This is a genomic window from Corynebacterium freiburgense (genome assembly GCF_030408815.1).
GTDB lineage: Bacteria > Actinomycetota > Actinomycetes > Mycobacteriales > Mycobacteriaceae > Corynebacterium > Corynebacterium freiburgense.
In genome coordinates, this window is sequence record NZ_CP047355.1 from 2178537 (window position 1) to 2195758 (window position 17222).

The 17222-nt window shown below is 51.2% G+C and carries 15 protein-coding genes; 3 read left to right on the forward strand and 12 right to left on the reverse strand.

Going from position 1 to position 17222, the window contains the following annotated elements; all coding sequences use genetic code 11:
- Position 1 precedes the first annotated feature (1 nt).
- From era to hrcA, 7 genes are read right to left on the reverse strand one after another with little or no spacing between them, the layout of a single operon-like run.
- On the reverse strand, positions 2-913 hold the full coding sequence (gene era / locus CFREI_RS09845; protein ID WP_027011784.1) for a GTPase Era: 912 nt from the start codon (positions 911-913) through the stop codon (positions 2-4).
- Between the two features lie 10 nt (positions 914-923).
- Positions 924-2228, reverse strand: a complete 1305-nt coding sequence (locus tag CFREI_RS09850; protein ID WP_027011783.1) for a hemolysin family protein — start codon at positions 2226-2228, stop codon at positions 924-926.
- A complete protein-coding gene (gene ybeY / locus CFREI_RS09855) occupies positions 2228-2803 on the reverse strand; it encodes an rRNA maturation RNase YbeY (protein ID WP_027011782.1) in 576 nt (191 codons plus the stop codon). Before ybeY ends, CFREI_RS09850 begins: the two co-directional genes overlap by 1 nt.
- A complete protein-coding gene (locus CFREI_RS09860) occupies positions 2803-3774 on the reverse strand; it encodes a PhoH family protein (protein ID WP_420834535.1) in 972 nt (323 codons plus the stop codon). Before CFREI_RS09860 ends, ybeY begins: the two co-directional genes overlap by 1 nt.
- 34 nt (positions 3775-3808) lie before the next feature.
- Complete coding sequence (locus CFREI_RS09865; protein WP_027011780.1) at positions 3809-4549, reverse strand: 16S rRNA (uracil(1498)-N(3))-methyltransferase; 741 nt, start codon at positions 4547-4549, stop codon at positions 3809-3811.
- Complete coding sequence (gene dnaJ / locus CFREI_RS09870) at positions 4549-5676, reverse strand: molecular chaperone DnaJ (RefSeq protein WP_027011779.1); 1128 nt, start codon at positions 5674-5676, stop codon at positions 4549-4551. The genes CFREI_RS09865 and dnaJ overlap by 1 nt, the downstream gene beginning before the upstream one ends.
- A gap of 54 nt (positions 5677-5730) precedes the next feature.
- Complete coding sequence (gene hrcA / locus CFREI_RS09875; protein WP_027011778.1) at positions 5731-6729, reverse strand: heat-inducible transcriptional repressor HrcA; 999 nt, start codon at positions 6727-6729, stop codon at positions 5731-5733.
- Positions 6730-6821: 92 nt separating this feature from the next.
- On the opposite strand from hrcA, the gene CFREI_RS09880 reads away from it, so the two are divergent.
- Both CFREI_RS09880 and CFREI_RS09885 read left to right on the forward strand, forming a co-directional pair.
- Positions 6822-7622 (forward strand): class I SAM-dependent methyltransferase, encoded by an 801-nt coding sequence (locus tag CFREI_RS09880; RefSeq protein ID WP_027011777.1) that lies wholly within the window; start codon positions 6822-6824, stop codon positions 7620-7622.
- A 426-nt stretch (positions 7623-8048) separates the two neighbouring features.
- A complete protein-coding gene (locus CFREI_RS09885) occupies positions 8049-8372 on the forward strand; it encodes a hypothetical protein (protein WP_027011776.1) in 324 nt (107 codons plus the stop codon).
- 92 nt (positions 8373-8464) lie between these two features.
- Here the strand turns inward: CFREI_RS09885 and hemW are convergent, their stop codons facing one another.
- From hemW to CFREI_RS09900, 3 genes are all read right to left on the reverse strand, one after another.
- Positions 8465-9643, reverse strand: a complete 1179-nt coding sequence (hemW, locus tag CFREI_RS09890; RefSeq protein ID WP_027011775.1) for a radical SAM family heme chaperone HemW — start codon at positions 9641-9643, stop codon at positions 8465-8467.
- Entirely contained in the window at positions 9640-10332 is a 693-nt protein-coding gene (locus CFREI_RS09895) for a hypothetical protein (RefSeq protein WP_027011774.1), read from the reverse strand. The genes hemW and CFREI_RS09895 overlap by 4 nt, the downstream gene beginning before the upstream one ends.
- A 324-nt stretch (positions 10333-10656) precedes the next feature.
- Entirely contained in the window at positions 10657-12492 is a 1836-nt protein-coding gene (locus CFREI_RS09900; protein WP_027011773.1) for an AMP-dependent synthetase/ligase, read from the reverse strand.
- Positions 12493-12598: 106 nt separating this feature from the next.
- Between CFREI_RS09900 and malQ the strand changes: the two genes are divergently transcribed.
- Positions 12599-14737 carry a 4-alpha-glucanotransferase gene (gene malQ, locus CFREI_RS09905; RefSeq protein ID WP_027011772.1) on the forward strand — a complete coding sequence of 713 codons (2139 nt, stop codon included), beginning with the start codon at positions 12599-12601 and terminating at the stop codon, positions 14735-14737.
- Positions 14738-14844: 107 nt separating this feature from the next.
- Here the strand turns inward: malQ and CFREI_RS09910 are convergent, their stop codons facing one another.
- Together CFREI_RS09910 and CFREI_RS09915 are read right to left on the reverse strand one after the other, a co-directional pair.
- Entirely contained in the window at positions 14845-15102 is a 258-nt protein-coding gene (locus tag CFREI_RS09910; RefSeq protein WP_051255784.1) for a hypothetical protein, read from the reverse strand.
- Between the two features lie 61 nt (positions 15103-15163).
- The gene (locus CFREI_RS09915; RefSeq protein ID WP_027011771.1) at positions 15164-17209 is read right to left on the reverse strand and encodes a M3 family metallopeptidase; all 2046 of its coding nucleotides are present in this window, start codon (positions 17207-17209) and stop codon (positions 15164-15166) included.
- Positions 17210-17222: the final 13 nt, after the last annotated feature.

Here is a 17222-nt window from a genome sequence, read left to right on the forward strand (position 1 = left end):
ATTAGAACCCGAGTCGGCCCAATGCCTTTGGATCAGACTGCCAATTTTTAAGCACCTTAATCCTTAAATCAAGGTAAATATTTTGGCCAAGCAACGCAATGATTTCTTTTCGCGCATTATGAATAATCCGCCCCATTCGGCGATTATCTTTACCCAAAAGGATTGATTTTTGTCCAGGACGCTCCACATAAATCACGGCATGTACATCGAGTACGCCTTCGCGTTCTTCATTAGGGATAACTTCATCGATTTCCACAGCAACGGAGTGTGGCAATTCATCTTTCAGCCCACTTAATGCCGCTTCACGAATCAGTTCGGCCATACGGGTATTTGTATCATCATCCGTAATGTGATCATCTGGATAGAATTTTGGCCCTTCCGGCAAGAGCGAGGTCATTACATCTAACAGTACGTCTATTTGCTCATTTTTCTTGGCGGATACCGGAACTACCTCGCATTCTCCACCTAAGAGTTCATGCAATGCCATAAGCTGCTCGGCGATTTGATCACGAGAAACTTTATCCACTTTGGTGACCACACCCATAAGTTTGGTTTTGGGAGCGGCATTTCGCACGGCATCTAAAATCCACCGATCACCGGGACCGATTTTTTCATCGGCTGGTACGGTAAGCGCAATAAGGTCTACATCGGCATAGGTATCTTTCACTATTTCATTTAGGCGCTCGCCAAGCAGCGTGCGGGGGCGGTGCAATCCGGGAGTATCCACCACAATAATTTGGGCATTTTCTCGGTGAACAATTCCGCGAATTGGATGCCGTGTGGTTTCGGGCTGATCCGCAGTAATTGCAATCTTCTCCCCCACCAGGGCATTTGTAAGTGTTGATTTGCCGGTATTTGGTCGACCTACAAAACTTACAAATCCAGATCGAAAGCCCTCGGGCGTATTGAACATTTTTTCGTCCTTAGTGTTGTTCGGTGGGGTGCACTTCAACGGTTACTGTAGTCATCCGCATTCGGCCGCGACGATCACGCTGCCCCGCTGCCACAAGTGTCATTCCATGGGTTTCCACCGTGGATCCCGGAAGCGGGACTCGGCCAAGTTCTAATGCCAGGAGACCACCCACAGTATCCACTTCCTCAGTAATATCTTCTTCGAATGAGATTTCTATTCCACAGGATTCTTCAATAAGTTCCACAAGCTCATCAAGGGACAACCTTGATACCACTCGGAATATCCGCTCATCCAATTGTTCAATCGGGGCAATTTCCGCAGCATCATATTCATCTGCGATTTCACCCACAATTTCTTCCAGAATATCTTCAATGGAAATTAAACCAGCAATGCCGCCGTATTCATCGACCAACATGGCAATATGATTTCGGTGCACTTGCATTTCATGCAAGAGATCGTCAAGGCTTTTTGAATCCGGCACAAATGTGGCTTTGCGCATTACATCACTTACCCGGACACTTTGCCCACCATCAGTCGCATGGTAGGTGAGCTGCACCAAATCTTTCAAATAAACTACGCCAACAATATCGTCCACGTTTTCTCCAATAACCGGGATTCTGGAGTGTCCAGAACGGACACATAGCGCTGTTGCGTGTCCTGCAGTTTTATCTTGTTCGATCCATACCATTTCTGGGCGCGGCACCATTACGGAACGCGCGGTCGTTGAAGCAAGATCAAACACCGACTGAATCATACGGCGTTCTTCTACTTCGACTATGCCGTGTTCTTGCGCGATATCCACCATCTCACGCAGTTCATGCTCATTGGCAAACGGGCCATCGCGAAATCCCTGGCCAGGCGCGAGTTTATTGCCCACCCAAATAAGGAGTCGGGCGACCGGTCCCAACACAAATGCAAGTACGGAAAGAATCATTGCTGATTGCAATGACACGGTATATGGATTTTGCCTACCAATAGTTCGGGAATACACACCAACAACCACAAAGGTCACCAATGTAAGTACCACAATGGCAATCAATAATGCCATGGATTCAGAGGCAAAAAGGTGGTACGCCAATGCCGTTGTAAGCACGGCACCAACGGATTCCAGAAGGGTGCGGAGCAATACTAGGAGATTAATGTGTTCGGCACGGCGATCAAGTACTCGAAGTAGTGTTGCTGCACCTGGATGTTCATCTTTTACTAGTTCTTCGACCCGAGTGCGGGAAATTGAGGCAACGGCAGACTCCACGGTGCCAAGCGCTCCGGAAAGGATAAGGGCTGCGGCGGCACCGAGTCCTAGAAGTACCTCCATTAGTTTGGTTCACCTACCGCGGGCAGAGAACCGCCGGTGGTTGGCGGGGCGTCGTCACGATCAGCGGCGCTTGGAAACGCCTCTGGGCCAGATGGCTTCGGTTCGTATGCTCCGCCTGAGTCATACCAAGCTGCTAATAGCTCATTTTGCAGCGCGAACATTTCTTGTTCATCGGCTGGATCTTCATGATCGTAGCCCAATAAGTGCAGGCAACCATGGATAGTTAGTAGCGCTAATTCATGCCCAAGGGAGTGGCGGGCTTTTTCGGCTTGGCGGGCAGCAAATTCCGGGCAGAGCACAATATCCCCGAGCATTGCTGGCCCTATTTCCGGACCATCTGGCCGCCCTGAGCCTGGTGTGAGCTCATCCATTGGGAAACTCATTACATCCGTTGGCCCCTCAAGGTCCAGCCAACGTACATGCAAGTCCGCAATGGTATCTAGGTCCACAATATGGATTGAGGCTTCCGCATCGCGGTGAATATCCATTGCATTGAGTGCAAAGGTTGCTACGTTAATAAGGGCTTCTTCGTTTACTCCTTCGTAGCCGGATTCATTAAACACCTCAATGGTCATTATTTGTCCTTTTCGTATTGCTCGTAAGCATCTACGATAGCGCCCACTAAACTATGACGCACAACATCTTCAGAAGTGAGTTCGCTAAAATGCACGCCATCCACGCCGCGAAGAATATGGCGCACAAGCCGCAGACCGGATTTTTGGCCGCCAGGTAAATCTATTTGGGTAATATCCCCGGTGACCACCATTTTAGACCCAAAACCTAGCCGGGTTAGAAACATTTTCATTTGCGCAGCGGTAGTATTCTGCGCTTCATCTAAAATAATAAATGCATCATTTAATGTTCGTCCCCGCATATAGGCTAATGGCGCAACTTCAACGATGCCGGCTTCCATAAGTTTTGGAATAATTTCCGGCTCGACCATATCACGTAAAGCATCATGTAGTGGTCGTAGATAGGGGTCGATTTTATCGTTAAGCGTACCGGGAAGAAAACCGAGTTTTTCACCGGCTTCCACCGCCGGGCGGGTAAGAATAATCCTATTGACCTGCTTGGTTTGTAATGCCTGCACGGCCTTTGCCATAGCCAGATATGTTTTACCGGAGCCAGCAGGACCTAAACCAAACACAATCGTATTGTTATCTATGGCATCAACATAGTGTTTTTGCCCAAGAGTTTTTGCCCGTACGGTTTTTCCACGGCGGGTAACAATATCTGCGGCAAGCACTTCCCGCACAGAATGCGGGGATTCAATAGTGACAATATTAACGGCATTTTTTACGGTTGCCGGGCTAATTACATGGCCGCGTCGGGCAATAGCCTGGAGTTCATCAAGGGTTTTTTTCGCTCGCGAAACTTCATGGGCTGGGCCAGTGAGCGTCACCTTGGTTCCACGGATAAAAATATCGCAGGCAAGTTGGTTTTCTAAGACACGCAAGTTTTCATCGGCGGTGCCCAGGATTGTTTGAGCGTGCTCTTCATCCAGTTGGTAAAGTTCGGTAAAAATTTCGGTGGTTTTATTGTAAATGGCCAAAGTATTCCTTTTCGTTTTGAGCCATAGGTTACCAGCGTTGCGTAAGCACTCCGAGTGCGGCAAGTGCAGCGAATGCGGCACTGGCGGTGCGCAATACCTGCGGGCCAAGCACCACTGCACGTGCACCAGCTTCGGTGAAACGTTCGACTTCGTCGGGGCTTAGGCCGCCTTCCGGGCCGACCACCAAAATCACTTCTTCCACGTCAGCGTATTGCAGGCTCGCAAAAGGCACCGAAGACTCCTCATGGAGCAACACCGCAATTCCATTGCAGTTTCGAATAAGCGCTTCAATATCCTTTGTGCTTGCCAAGTCCGCTATTTCCGGCACATCCAACCTACGTGATTGCTTGGCGGAAGCCAAGGCTTGATTCCGCCATTTTGCCACGCCTTTCTGTGCTTTCTGCCCCCATTTGGCGATGCACCGTTCAGCCTGCCATGGCACAATACGGTCCACGCCGCCTTGGGTGGCCAGATCGACCGCCAATTCAGAACGCTCAGATTTCGGCAATGCCTGTACAAGTGTTACCCGAGGCCTTAGCGCTTGCTTTTCGACGCCTCGCTCCACCACAAATTGCAGAGTATCTTTACCGCTGCCACCCGTCACCGTCACAATAACGCCATGCCCGCGACCGTCGATAAGCATGCATTGTTCCCCCTGCCCTAAGCGTTGAACCGCCAGGGCATGCCGAGCCTCCGGGCCCTGCAATACCGCAGCGGAACCTGGGGCTGGCAGCGGGCCGGAAGACCACAGAAATACTGGAAGCGACATTAGCGGCGGAATCGACTCCGCAATCGACTAAATAAGCTTTCCTCTTCTTTCTGCATATCCTGAATCCGCACTTTTTCCTGTCGGTGTGCACGCAGCTTTTGCAAATGCTCCTTGGATTGTGAATCCAAATCCTTCGGAATAATCACATCCATATGGGCCACAATGTCGCCTGCACCTTCGGCACGCAAATGCGGCATACCCGCACCCTGCAAGTGTACCCGCTCCCCAGGCTGTGTGCCTGGCGCAACCTGGAACTTCACCTGTTCACCAGATAGCGAAGGAACCTCAAACTCCGTACCCAGCGCGGCATCCACCATAGGCACCCTCACCGTTACATGCAGATTATCGCCTTCCCGCGTAAACACTGGGTGTGGCATGGTTGTAATCTCCACATATAAATCGCCTGCGGGACCGCCGCCATGCCCAACTTCACCCTGGCCAGCCATTCGAATGCGCATACCATCGCTAATACCGGCAGGTACGTTCACTACTAAATCACGACGCGCTTTTACGCGGCCATCGCCATGGCATTTCGTACAGGGATCATCGATAATTTCGCCGAATCCCTGACACGCCGGACATGGCCGGGAAGTCATTACATTACCTAAAAATGAACGCTGCACTTCCTGGATTTCACCAGTCCCATGGCAATGTCCACAGGTATGCGGACGAGCCTTCGATTCCGACCCTGTCCCCTCACAACGATCACACAGCACCGCGGTATCCACAGTAATATTCTTTTTGACGCCGCTAAATGCTTCTTCCAGCGTAATTGCGGCGCGCAACAAGGCATCATCACCCGGTTGCACACGCGAACGCGGGCCACGAGACTGCGCACCACCAAAAAATGCGCCAAAAATATCTTCGAAGCCACTAAAGCCGCCGAAGCCACCGCCTGGGCTCGCCGATTGTTCCATTGGATCCCCGCCCAAATCAACAATCCGACGCTTTTCCGGCGTAGTTAAAACCTCGTAGGCCAAAGTGACCTCACGGAACTTCTCTGCCGCTTCAGCAGTATCATTCACATCCGGGTGATACTTCCGCGCGAGGCGTCGATACGCCTTTTTAATTTCGGTATCCGTCGCGGACTTTTCAACTCCGAGAATGCCGTAATAATCACGAGCCACGGTGTTCCACTAACTCCCTTATGAACCATTCAATCAACGTCAAGGCATTGTAGCCTATTGGCCGGCAAGTACCCGACCTACATATTGTGCAACAGCAGATACCTTCGACATTGTTCCCGAATAATCCATATAATTCGGGCCCACAACGCCCATGCCACCAAACGTAGCACCTGGTGCACCATAACCTGCAGCAACCACGGCGGCACCCCGCAGCTCTTCATCCCCAATGGAAACCTTTACCTGCCCCACATTTTGCGCACTAGACAAAAGCTTTAACACCACAACCTGCTCCTCAAGTGCTTCCACTACACCCGGCAACCCGGTTGGAAACAAATGAGACGCCCCCGAAAGAATCAGCCGGTCATTCGGCGCCTCAACCAAAGTTTCAATCAACACCGTGGCACAGCGAATCGCAGCATTCCGTAAATCAAACGGGGCGTCGACAGCCATATCCGCCATAGCCACACTCGCATCACTTAAAGTCTTCCCCGCAAGCCTGGCATTCAAAGCGTCGCGCAACCGCACCACTTTCTCCGGACCTAATTGCTCATCTAGCTCAACATTCCGCTGATCCACCCGGCCAGTATCCGTAATAAGCACCAATAGCAATCGCGTTGGCGTTAATTCCACCACCTCACAATGCCGCACCCGAGAAACCTTTAAAGTAGGCAATTGCACTACGGCAGCCTGGCGAGTCAGCTGGCTCAACAATTGCACACTACGGCGCAGTACATCCTCCAAATCCACCCCCTGATCAAGGAATGCAAGAATCGCACGGCGCTCCGCCTTAGATAGAGGCTTAATTTCATGGATTGAATCCACAAACGCCCGGTATCCCTTCTCAGTTGGAATCCGCCCCGAACTTGCGTGCTGCTGAACGATATAGCCCTCCGATTCCAACACCGCCATATCATTCCGAATGGTCGCCGAACTCACCCCCAAATTATGCCGATCAACCAATGACTTCGAGCCCACCGGCTCCTGAGAGGCAATGTAATCCGCCACAATGGCGCACAACACCTTATAACGTCGCTGCTCAGTGGCACTAGACACCCAAAACCTCCTAACAGACACAAGACCCGAAACCTCAGTCTACCCATCCAGCAAACTTACCCCCGAGAGCAAGGCTAACCTAACCTATATATATGGACACTGTCTCCCACACTCTTTTCTATCCACTCTTTGGCCGCGCCCAAGCAGCCCACAATTGGCCAGAACTCTTTCAAGACCCCTGGGCCATAAAAGCTGAAGAAATAGGAAAAGCCGAAGGCACCCCGGCCAAAGCCATGGAAGGATTCCCCGTGGCAGTCTACGGAATACGCCACCAAATCACCGTGTTTGAAGCAAAACGCTATCTGCGCGAACATCCAGGTGCAGCAATCGTCAATATCGGATGCGGCCTTGACACCCTCACCCTTGATCTCAAAGATGAAGACTGCACCATATACAACCTTGACCTGCCAGAGGTAATAGAAGCCCGAAGCCGGTGGATCACCAAAGCCCCCAATGAACACGACCTCCCCTACTCTGCTACCGACCACACCTGGATGAACCACGTAAACAATACCAACGGCATGTTCGCCATCGCCGCTGGCGTAATGTATTACCTCCAGGTAGAAGAAGGCAAAGCACTGATTGCTGAAATGGCCAAACGATTCCCAGGCGGACGCTTTAGTTTTGACAATGAATCCCCCACTGTCATCGGATTCAGCGAAAAATCCATCGCAAAACAAGGAACACCTTGCGCCATGCCCTTCCGCATCAAAGATCCCTATGAACCTAAAACATGGAGCGACCGAATCACCAACTACGAAATCGAATTCAACCTACTCAACTACCTCCCACCGAGCCAACGCAAAGCATTACCCTTAGGGCACCGGATCGGATTCGGATTCTTTGAAAAAATCAAAGGAATGTACCAAGTGAACATGGACTTTGCGGACTGATAGAGAAATGGGTTGGGCTTGGGCCTTTTGCTTGAACTCTTCATTGGGGTGACTAAAGTACCCGCATTGCAATATCTACAGTCGCAATGAACTTTCCAGCGGTGAGTATATAAAATTTCCAGTACTTCGTATTGTGTCAATTATTGTGACACAATACGTCCCCTAAATTTACGAGTCTGAATTGTTTAAAATCTTTTAGAATGAGGTCACAATGATTTAGTACTTGCCGTCAAAGCAGTCACACACTGACATTTAATTTACAATATTTCAAATCAAAATCGTGAATAAAACAAATAACTGCAGCTTTTCATATCATGATATGAGCAACCCTGTTAGCGTTTAAGTAGACCGATTTATATGTTTGTAGCGCAACCTTGCTTTCACTAATTTACGTTTCAAAAACACATCCTATGGATAGGAAACGATATGAGTAAAGATAAAACAAAGCTCTTTTCGTATCGCCTATACTCTTGTTCGGCTGTACTGCTTGGCATGGGTTTTACCTGGCTTTTTGTGTCTTGGTATCGCTCCGCGGTGATGAATGCTGTTGGTACTTGGGGTAATTCCTTGCTTGCAGGTGTTGGTATTGGGGCAGGTTTCGCTTTGGCTTATTACGCCGCCTGCGTGCAGGGTACGGAGACGCGGGAACACGCGGCCAAGTTGAAATTTGTGTCTATTGCGCTTGGTTTTGGTTGTTTTGCGCTCATTACAGTTGCAATAGCAATCACAACGGGGGCGTTATCTCTGTAGGAGTGTGATGAACCGTCGCTGCCGTATCATCTCGTGGGTTATTATCCGGAATACCTAGCATTCCTGCGATGTTTACAGCCTCGCCAACACAATCAGCGTCCCTCTTTTTCATCTCCGATAATAATGTCGGTAATTATCCCATCGGCTAAGAGTCTCCCCTTGGGAGCTAATGCAATTGCATCACCGTGGTGAAGTAGTAGCCCCTGGTCACAGTATTGTTTCACCACTGCAAGTGCCCCTTGACCAAACATTTCAATGGGTAGGCCTTCGCGTAGGCGCATCCCGAGCATTATGCGTTCTATTCGTCGATCGGCAGCGGTGAGTGTTTCGGTTTCTTGGATTGGCAGCTCATCTCCCATACATAAGGCCGTATAGCGTGCCGGGTGTTTTACGTTATAGAAGCGGGTGTGGTCGATATGGGAATGCGCACCTGGCCCTGCACCCCACCAGTTTCCATCGCGCCAGTATCCGAGGTTGTGTTGGCATTCACCTCCTGGTTTTGCCCAGTTGGAAACTTCGTACCATTCGAATCCAGCTTCACGTAGCCGGGCGTCGATAATGTTGTAGCGCTCGGCGAGGACGTCTTCATCTGGGTTGGGAATTTCGCCGCGGCGAACTTTGCGGGCCATAGCGGTTCCGTCTTCCACAATGAGTGAGTATGCGGAAACGTGGTCTACATTGGTGGAAAGGATCGCTTCAAGGGTGGCTTCCACATCCTCATTCGTTTCGCCGGGTGTTCCATAAATCATGTCCAGGTTGATGTGGTTAAATCCGGCGGCTTGTGCTTCGGCAGCAGCAGCGAGTGCGCGCCCTGGGGTGTGGCGGCGTTCCAAAACACGGAGTACGTGGGGTGCGGCGGATTGCATGCCTAGGGAGATTCGGGTGAACCCGCCGGCGCGTAATGCTTCAAAGAATTCGGGTGAGGTGGATTCGGGGTTGGCTTCGGTGGTGATTTCGGCACCTGGGGCGATCCCAAAGGTGTCGCGAATGTAAGAAAGTATTTCTACCAGGCGGGTTCCAAGCATAGATGGGGTGCCGCCACCAATAAAGATAGTGTCGGCCGGCCCTCCACCAAGGATCCCTTCACCAGGGCCGACTCCAACTCGGCCCCCACCTGCCGCCATAGTAAGCTCGGCGCGGAGTGCTTTAAGGTATTCCTCCGGCGAGTTTGGGTTGCCTAGTTCACCTGGCGTGTAGGTGTTAAAGTCGCAATATCCGCAGCGTGATGCACAGAATGGGACGTGGATATATACCCCGAAGGGGGCCGTCATGAGGCATAGCCTCCGTCGCGGGTGGCTTCTGCTCGGCGGCGTGCTACGCGGGCGACCACGGCGTCGATACGTGCACGTTCCATAAGGAATTGTGGGGGGTTATGTCCGCGCATAGTACGAGTATAGGCGGGGTGGGCTTGGGCAACTGCAATGGTCCAGGCTTCGACGGCGCTGGTCACCAGATCACGGGTGCGGGAGAAGAGGAGGGGGAGGCTGAGTGAGTCGAGGTCGGCTGCGGCTACGGCGGTTTGATCGATGACCCATTCGGTGATTGCGCCAAGGTTTTCCACTACGGCGGACGAACGGGCGTTCAGGGCGTCGGCAAGCTCTCGGACGGCAATGGGGCTGCCATCGAGTGGGTATGTTTGCAGCAGGTCTACCGCACGCAACCGGCTTGGGCGTTCCACCATGGGTTCGCGTATATTGCGCGCTGTGCTCATGGATCCGGAACGCAGCCCGGACACTAAAGCTTGGCGCACTCCGGCGAGCTCGGCTACAACACGGCGGGAGTCATCGCGCGCTTCAACCACAATCTCATCGAATTCGAGGCGGCAGTCTGCTACGAGTTCGGTATCCCAATCCGTGAGTGCTTCCACAAGGTTGTCTATGTATGTGGCTACTTCATCGCCAATATCGTAGACCTCTTGGGTGAGTTCGCGGTGGCGCAGCTTCGCGTCAGTCACATGCACGGCTGCTCCTTAAGGTTCTTGAACGGGTACAGCCGCCGCATTGGTATCGGCGGCCGTTAACGAATACGACCCTAAGACACTTCTTATGTTGGTTGGGGAAGCCTCGCCGTGGGACACTCCAGAAAGGTGGAGGCACAGGACAGCGGGGGTGCTTCGGGTGTACGCAACTTCTCGCTATGTTTATCGACGCCCCTACCCCCGTATCCGCAGGTACCTCGCGGTTTGCAATCCAAAACGAACACCTTAGCGATGTACCGAAATTACCCCCGCATCGCCTAAATGCCTTGTGCCCCGCACATTTAGGCGACTCGCCCCTAATGCAACCTAGCGTTTATACAACTGATCGATTGTGTCAGAATAACGCTGCACCACCACATTGCGTTTGATCTTCATGGTCGGTGTCAGTTCATCTTCTTCCTCAAGAAGATCCCGATCCAAAATATAGAACTTCTTAATCGCCTCAGCTGCAGAAACTTGCGCATTAGTGTCATTAATAGCGTCCTGAATTTCGGCGCGCAGCATAGGATCTGTGGCTAGATCTTTTATGGACTTGGACTCTGAAATATTACGATTGAGCTTCCATCGTTTGAACGCCTCATCATCGAGGGTAATGAGTGCACCAACAAAGGGCTTGCCATCGCCAACAACAAGCGCTTGACTAATAAGCGGATGGCTACGCAATCGATCTTCCATGGGGCCTGGAGAGACATTTTTACCACCGGCCGTAACAATAAGATCCTTTTTACGACCTGTGATTACAATATGACCAGACTCAAGAATCTCGCCTAAATCCCCAGTATTAAACCAGCCATCCTCAGTCATTGAGTCCGCAGTGGCTTCTGGATTATTCCAATACCCATCAAAGAGTGTTTCACCGCGAAGCAGGATCTCCCCCTCCTCATTGATCCGCGCTGACACGCCACCAACAGGACGCCCGACCGTGCCAATAATATTATCATCGTAATTTACGGCAGCCGCAGCAGCGGTCTCGGTCAGCCCATAGCCCTCGTAGATTGTCACGCCAAGACCGCGGAAAAAGTGCAAAACATCATGATTCATGGCTGAACCACCGGAAATACAGTACCGCACCGATGCCCCCATAGCCGCACGGATCTTGGAATACACCAACCGATCAAATGTCTTGTGCTTCAGCTTAAGCACCTTGGAAGGCCCATCAATGGTGTCTAAGGCCCGGGAATACTCAATAGCAACTTTTTCCGCCGCCTGGAACATGGTGCCAGCAACCACCCCCTTATCGAATGCATTTGCTTCCGCACCATTACGAACCTTTTCGAACACACGCGGAACGCCCAAAATTAAATTCGGGCGAGCACGCTGGAACTCCACCGCCAATGAAGAAAAATCCGACCAGTGCGATTGCGTTGCACCACCAATAACCACAGCCAATGACACCGCACGGGCAAGCACATGAGCCAGTGGCAAAAACGTAAGTACCCGGCTACCTGGAATCGCAATATGACCAATCGGATGGGTCAGCAGTGCCCGAACTTCCGCCAGCCAATTATGGTGGGTAAGCCGACAGCCCTTCGGACGTCCTGTAGTACCTGAGGTGTATACCAGTGAAGCAAGGTCTTGAGCCCGCGTGGCGTCGATACGCTCTTGGACCTGTGCGTCTGAAATACCGCGGCCTTCGAATTTCAAGGTTTGAATGGCGGAAGCATTAATTTCCAATACCCGCCGCAATTGCGATGTAGAACCTTTTAGCTGCGGATTGCCCTCATTATCTAATTCGAGGTGCTTCATCATATCCGTGTGCTCAATGGTTTCCGTAATGGCAAATACCGCCCCGGAATCTTCAATAATCCATTGCACTTGACTTGGTGAAGACGAACCATAAATCGGAACAGTTACCGCCCCCGCTGCCCAAATTGCAAAGTCCAGTAAGGTCCATTCGTAGCGGGTCTCACTAAGTAATGCCACACGATCACCTTGTTGAACACCATTTGCAATCAACCCTTTAGCAACTTCAAACACCTCCTCCACGAATTCACTGGCCGTCACATTCACCCATTCAAAACTCCGAGGGCGAGTAAAAAGCACCCCAAATGGCCGGGCCTGGGCGGTTGCCAAAAGTGCGGTAAGGCACGTTTCATTTTCGGCGACTTCATAGGCTGCTGGGGTGGTGTATTCCTGCACGATTGCATTGCTCCTTGGCGTGAAAAATATTCCTACTCTCCATATCAAAGTACGCGTATGCGCTCTACAATGCCTAGAAGAAGCCAACAAAGTGGCAAGATATTTATTTGTGACTTATAGAGATGAACTAAAAAACCTTGCAGAAGCCCACAGAGTGGCTACTTCGTACTACTCCGCCACAGGAGAATATGTCGAAGTTAGTGAAGACACACTTCTAAAAACCCTCAACGCACTTGGCGTGAATGTTGGTTTCGGCGAGAACGCACCCACGGAAGATGCGCTCCGGGCTGCAATTCAAGAGCATTATGAAGCCGAATTTACGCGCGGACTACCTCCATGCGTGGTAGCCGTGCAAGGTGATCAACACGTCTTTTCAGTTCATGTGCACGATGGTTCTCCTGCCCAAGTAACAATCGAACTTGAATCCGGTGAAATAATCCCCGCCATCCAAGTGGAAAACTGCACCCCATCACGTGAAATAAACGGTGTTATATGGGGAGAAGCAAGCTTTGCCACCCCCACCGACCTCCCATTAGGGTGGCATACCCTCCACTTGGTTACTGAGGGACTAACCTCCTCCTGCCAGCTTGTAATCACCCCATCACGCCTCTCTACTGCAGACCCTCTTGTAGCTCATCCAGTTACCGGCGTAATGGCCCAAATATACTCAGTACGTAGCCGCGATTCCTGGGGCATGGGTGATTTCCATGACTTGGGCACTATCGCAGAAACCACCGCCCATGGCGCTGGCGCCCAATTTCTGCTTATTAATCCCCTCCACGCCGGTGAACCATTTGCTCCCATTGAGGCCTCACCGTATTTGCCAACCTCACGGCGCTTTATCAACCCCCTGTATATCCGCATTGAAGATATCGAAGAAGTAGCCGGACTCAATAGCGAAGACCAGGCGCAACTAGAAGAGTTTGCTACACGATTCAAAGCACTAAATACGTCCCCTGACACAATAGATCGCAACCCAATCTTTGATGCCAAGCTCACCATCTTGCACAAGCTATTCCATATCACTCGCTCCCCCGAACGCGAACATGCGTTTAGGGAATATTGTGACCGAGAAGGCAGTGGACTCGATGCTTTTGCCACCTGGTGTGCCGAACGCACTATCGCCAGCGGAGTTATGGAACACGATAACGAATCTGCCGATATGGCCGAAGCAACTGACTTCTATCGCTGGTTGCAATGGATTTGCGATCAGCAACTCGGCGCAGCCCAAGCACGCGCAAAACAAGCAGGCATGACCATTGGCATTATGGCCGACCTGGCCGTAGGTGTGCACCCAGGCGGTGCCGACGCTTCCACTTTGGCACCATATATGGCTCCGTCCGCATCTGTTGGAGCACCACCAGACGGCTATAACCAGTATGGACAAGACTGGTCTCAACCACCATGGCACCCAGTTAAGCTCGCCGAAGCAGGCTACGCCCCATGGCGCGATATGCTCCGCACAGTCTTACGCCATTCCGGAGGCATCCGAGTGGACCATGTCCTCGGTCTTTTCCGCTTGTGGTGGATCCCCCGCATGCAAAACCCCACCACAGGCACTTATGTTCAATACGACTATAATGCGCTTATTGGCATTCTGGTTCTCGAAGCAGAACGTGCAGGCGCCGTCGTCATTGGCGAAGATTTAGGTACTTTTGAACCTTGGGTTCAAGATGTTTTAGCAGCCCGCGGAATTATGGGCACCTCCGTACTTTGGTTCGAAGGCTCACCGCATGGCGGTCCCCGACACCAAGGCGAATACCGGCAGCTTTCCCTCACATCCGTAACCACCCACGACCTGCCACCAACCGCCGGGATGCTGCAAGGCGAGCATATTGCGCTACGTGAACGCCTAGGCTTATTTACCCGTGACGTAGCCGAAGAAGACGCAGGCGACCTGCATTGGCAAAATGAAATTTTGCAGCGCATCGCAGATACTGGCAGTTTCCACAACACCAGCATCGAAGGGCGTCACTTCCACGGCGCACCCCGACACGAGCGTGGCGACGCCCTCGACCTTATTGCAGGTATGCATCGCTTTGTGGCAGGCACCCCTTCCGCCCTTGCATGCACATCACTGGTGGATATGGTGGGCGATATCCGAGCCCAAAACCAGCCTGGAACCAGCAATGACCAATACCCCAACTGGTGTATCCCGCTCTGCGATATTCACGGCAAACCAGTACTTCTTGAAGACCTGGAACAGCACCCCGCATTCCAGAAAATTGCCGAAGCTGGGCGCCGCTAACCCCGAAACAACTATTGTTGGTGACCTATACCAAGCTCACAAGCCAAGAAACAGTCACCAACAATAACAACGCGGCAAGCGCAAGCTTAACCCTCGATTTCGGATACTTATTGTTTGATGACATTACTGGAATCAATCCCCTTTGAAGGAAGCAACGACACACGTGGTAAGTGCTGCCCGCCATTAAATAGTGGATAGGCACGCGCACCAAGAATATCGATTGCACGGAGCAAAACAAAAGCAGAAAATGCGCACAATAAAACAACCACTGCAATTACAGTAGGAGCCTGAATCCACAGCGGAATACCAGTAAGTTGGTGGCCAATCCAATCAAAAGCATCAACCACCGGTTTGGAAATATTCATCGTGCGCTTAAGTCTAGCGCAATAAGTCACACAGGCGCAGCACAGCGCCCATCGATGCAACTTAACTCATTGCACCATCAAGGCCACGGCGCTTTAATAACGGGCCAATGTCCTTTGCGCGGCCACGCAATGTCTCAAAAGCTTCGGCGTAATCACGAGCACCACCTTGAGAAAGAACTATCTCACGGAACTTTTGGCCCGCGCTTCGCACAGAAGCTTCAGAAACCTTTTCGCCAGCCGCCCCTTGTTCTGTAAACCAATCAAAGCCATCAGCATCAAGTGCTTCCGCCCAAAGGTACGAATAATATCCAGCCGAATAGCCACCGCCGAAAATATGGTTGAAGTAGGTGGATTGGTAGCGGGGCCGAAGGTGCTCTACAACCAACCCGGCTTCTTCCAGTGCCGCAGCTTCAAAGGCTTCAATGTCTGTGACTTTCGTGGCCTCCTCCAACGTAAGTGAATGCCATGCCAAATCGATGATTGCAGCCGCGAGATATTCCGAGGTACCAAAACCCTGGCCAAATAGTTTTGCAGACTCAATGGCTTCAAGGAAGGAATCCGGGATGGTCTCCCCCGTATCAATATGCTGGGCGTAATTCCGCACAACAGCCGGGTCAAGCGCCCAGTTTTCATTGATTTGTGAAGGAAACTCTACATAGTCTCGAGGTACAGACGTCCCTGAAAATGTTGGGTAGCGTACATCCGATAATAATCCATGGAGGGCATGACCAAATTCATGGAAAAGCGTTGTGACCTCATCGAGTGTTAAAAGCGCCGGTGTGCCATCGGCTGGTTTTGTCACTCCCATCACATTAATAATCACGGGTTTTGTACCTAGAAGGTGGGATTGCTCAACGAAGCTAGACATCCACGCCCCACCACGTTTCGATGGCCTCCCATAATAATCCGTAATAAACAGTCCAATCCCTGAGCCATCACTTTCAAGAACTTCCCACACATCAATGTTTGGGCCATAGGCTTGTAAATCAGGACGCGGCACAATATCAATTCCGTATAAACGTTTGGCTGCAAAGAACACACCATCACGCAATACACGGTCAATTGGAAAATACTTGCGCAATGCATCCTCATCCAAAGAAAAATCCTGGGCACGCAATTTTGATGACCAATAAGGCCAATCTGCACCAGAGACATCGGAATCCGCAAGCTCTGCAATTAGTTTGTACTCACCTGCCGCATTTGCCGCAGCAGCAGGCGCCAAATCAAACAAAAGTTTGCGGGCTGCTTCAGCATCTCCAGCGGTTTCTTCCGCAATCACATACTCCGCGTGTGTGCGGTACCCCAATAACTCCGCCCGGCGAGCACGTAACTGCACCATTTCCAATAGCACTTTGTCATTCGTACCGACGCCGCGAAGCTGCGACGCAGCATAAAGCTTCGCGCGGGACTCAGGTAATGCCAAATCGGTTTGCGCCGACTGCACGGTAGGCAATTCGAGAGGAATAGCGAAGCCTTCACGGCCTAATGCTTTTGCATCTGCCGCTGCTGACGCTAATCGTGCGGCGCTAAAACCCATAAGTTCGGATTCTTCAAATGAAACAGCTAGTTCTTTAGTGGATTGCAAAAGATTGCTATTAAATTGCTCACTCAATACGGATAAACGTTCGTTTAGTGAGCTCAGCTCGGCCTTTGCCTCAATGGAAAGATCGGCCCCGCGGCGTCGAAAAGACCGTAGCAGGAATTCATGAAGACGTTGGCCCTCAGTGTCACCCTCGGGAGCCTTAACACTTTGAATCCGCTGGTAAATCTGCTCATTTTGGTAGATTGCATCCGCGTGTGCGGAAAGTTTTGGGGTTATTTCCGCAGCGATTGCATTCAGCGCCTCATTGGAGTCGGTGCCGTAGAGATTAAAGAAAACCGAAGAGACTCGCGAAAGTGTTTGTCCAGCTTTTTCCAGCGCCTCGACGGTGTTTTCCCATGTTGGTGCATCTGAATTATCGACAATTGCCTCGATTTCATCATTATGCTCGGAAAACGCAGCTTCAAAAGCGGGAATATAGTGCTCTTCGAGAATTTCTTCGAATGGCGGAAGGGCGTAGGGCAATGAAGATGGCGTTAACAAGGGATTTTCTATTACATCGGACATAGTAATTCATCGT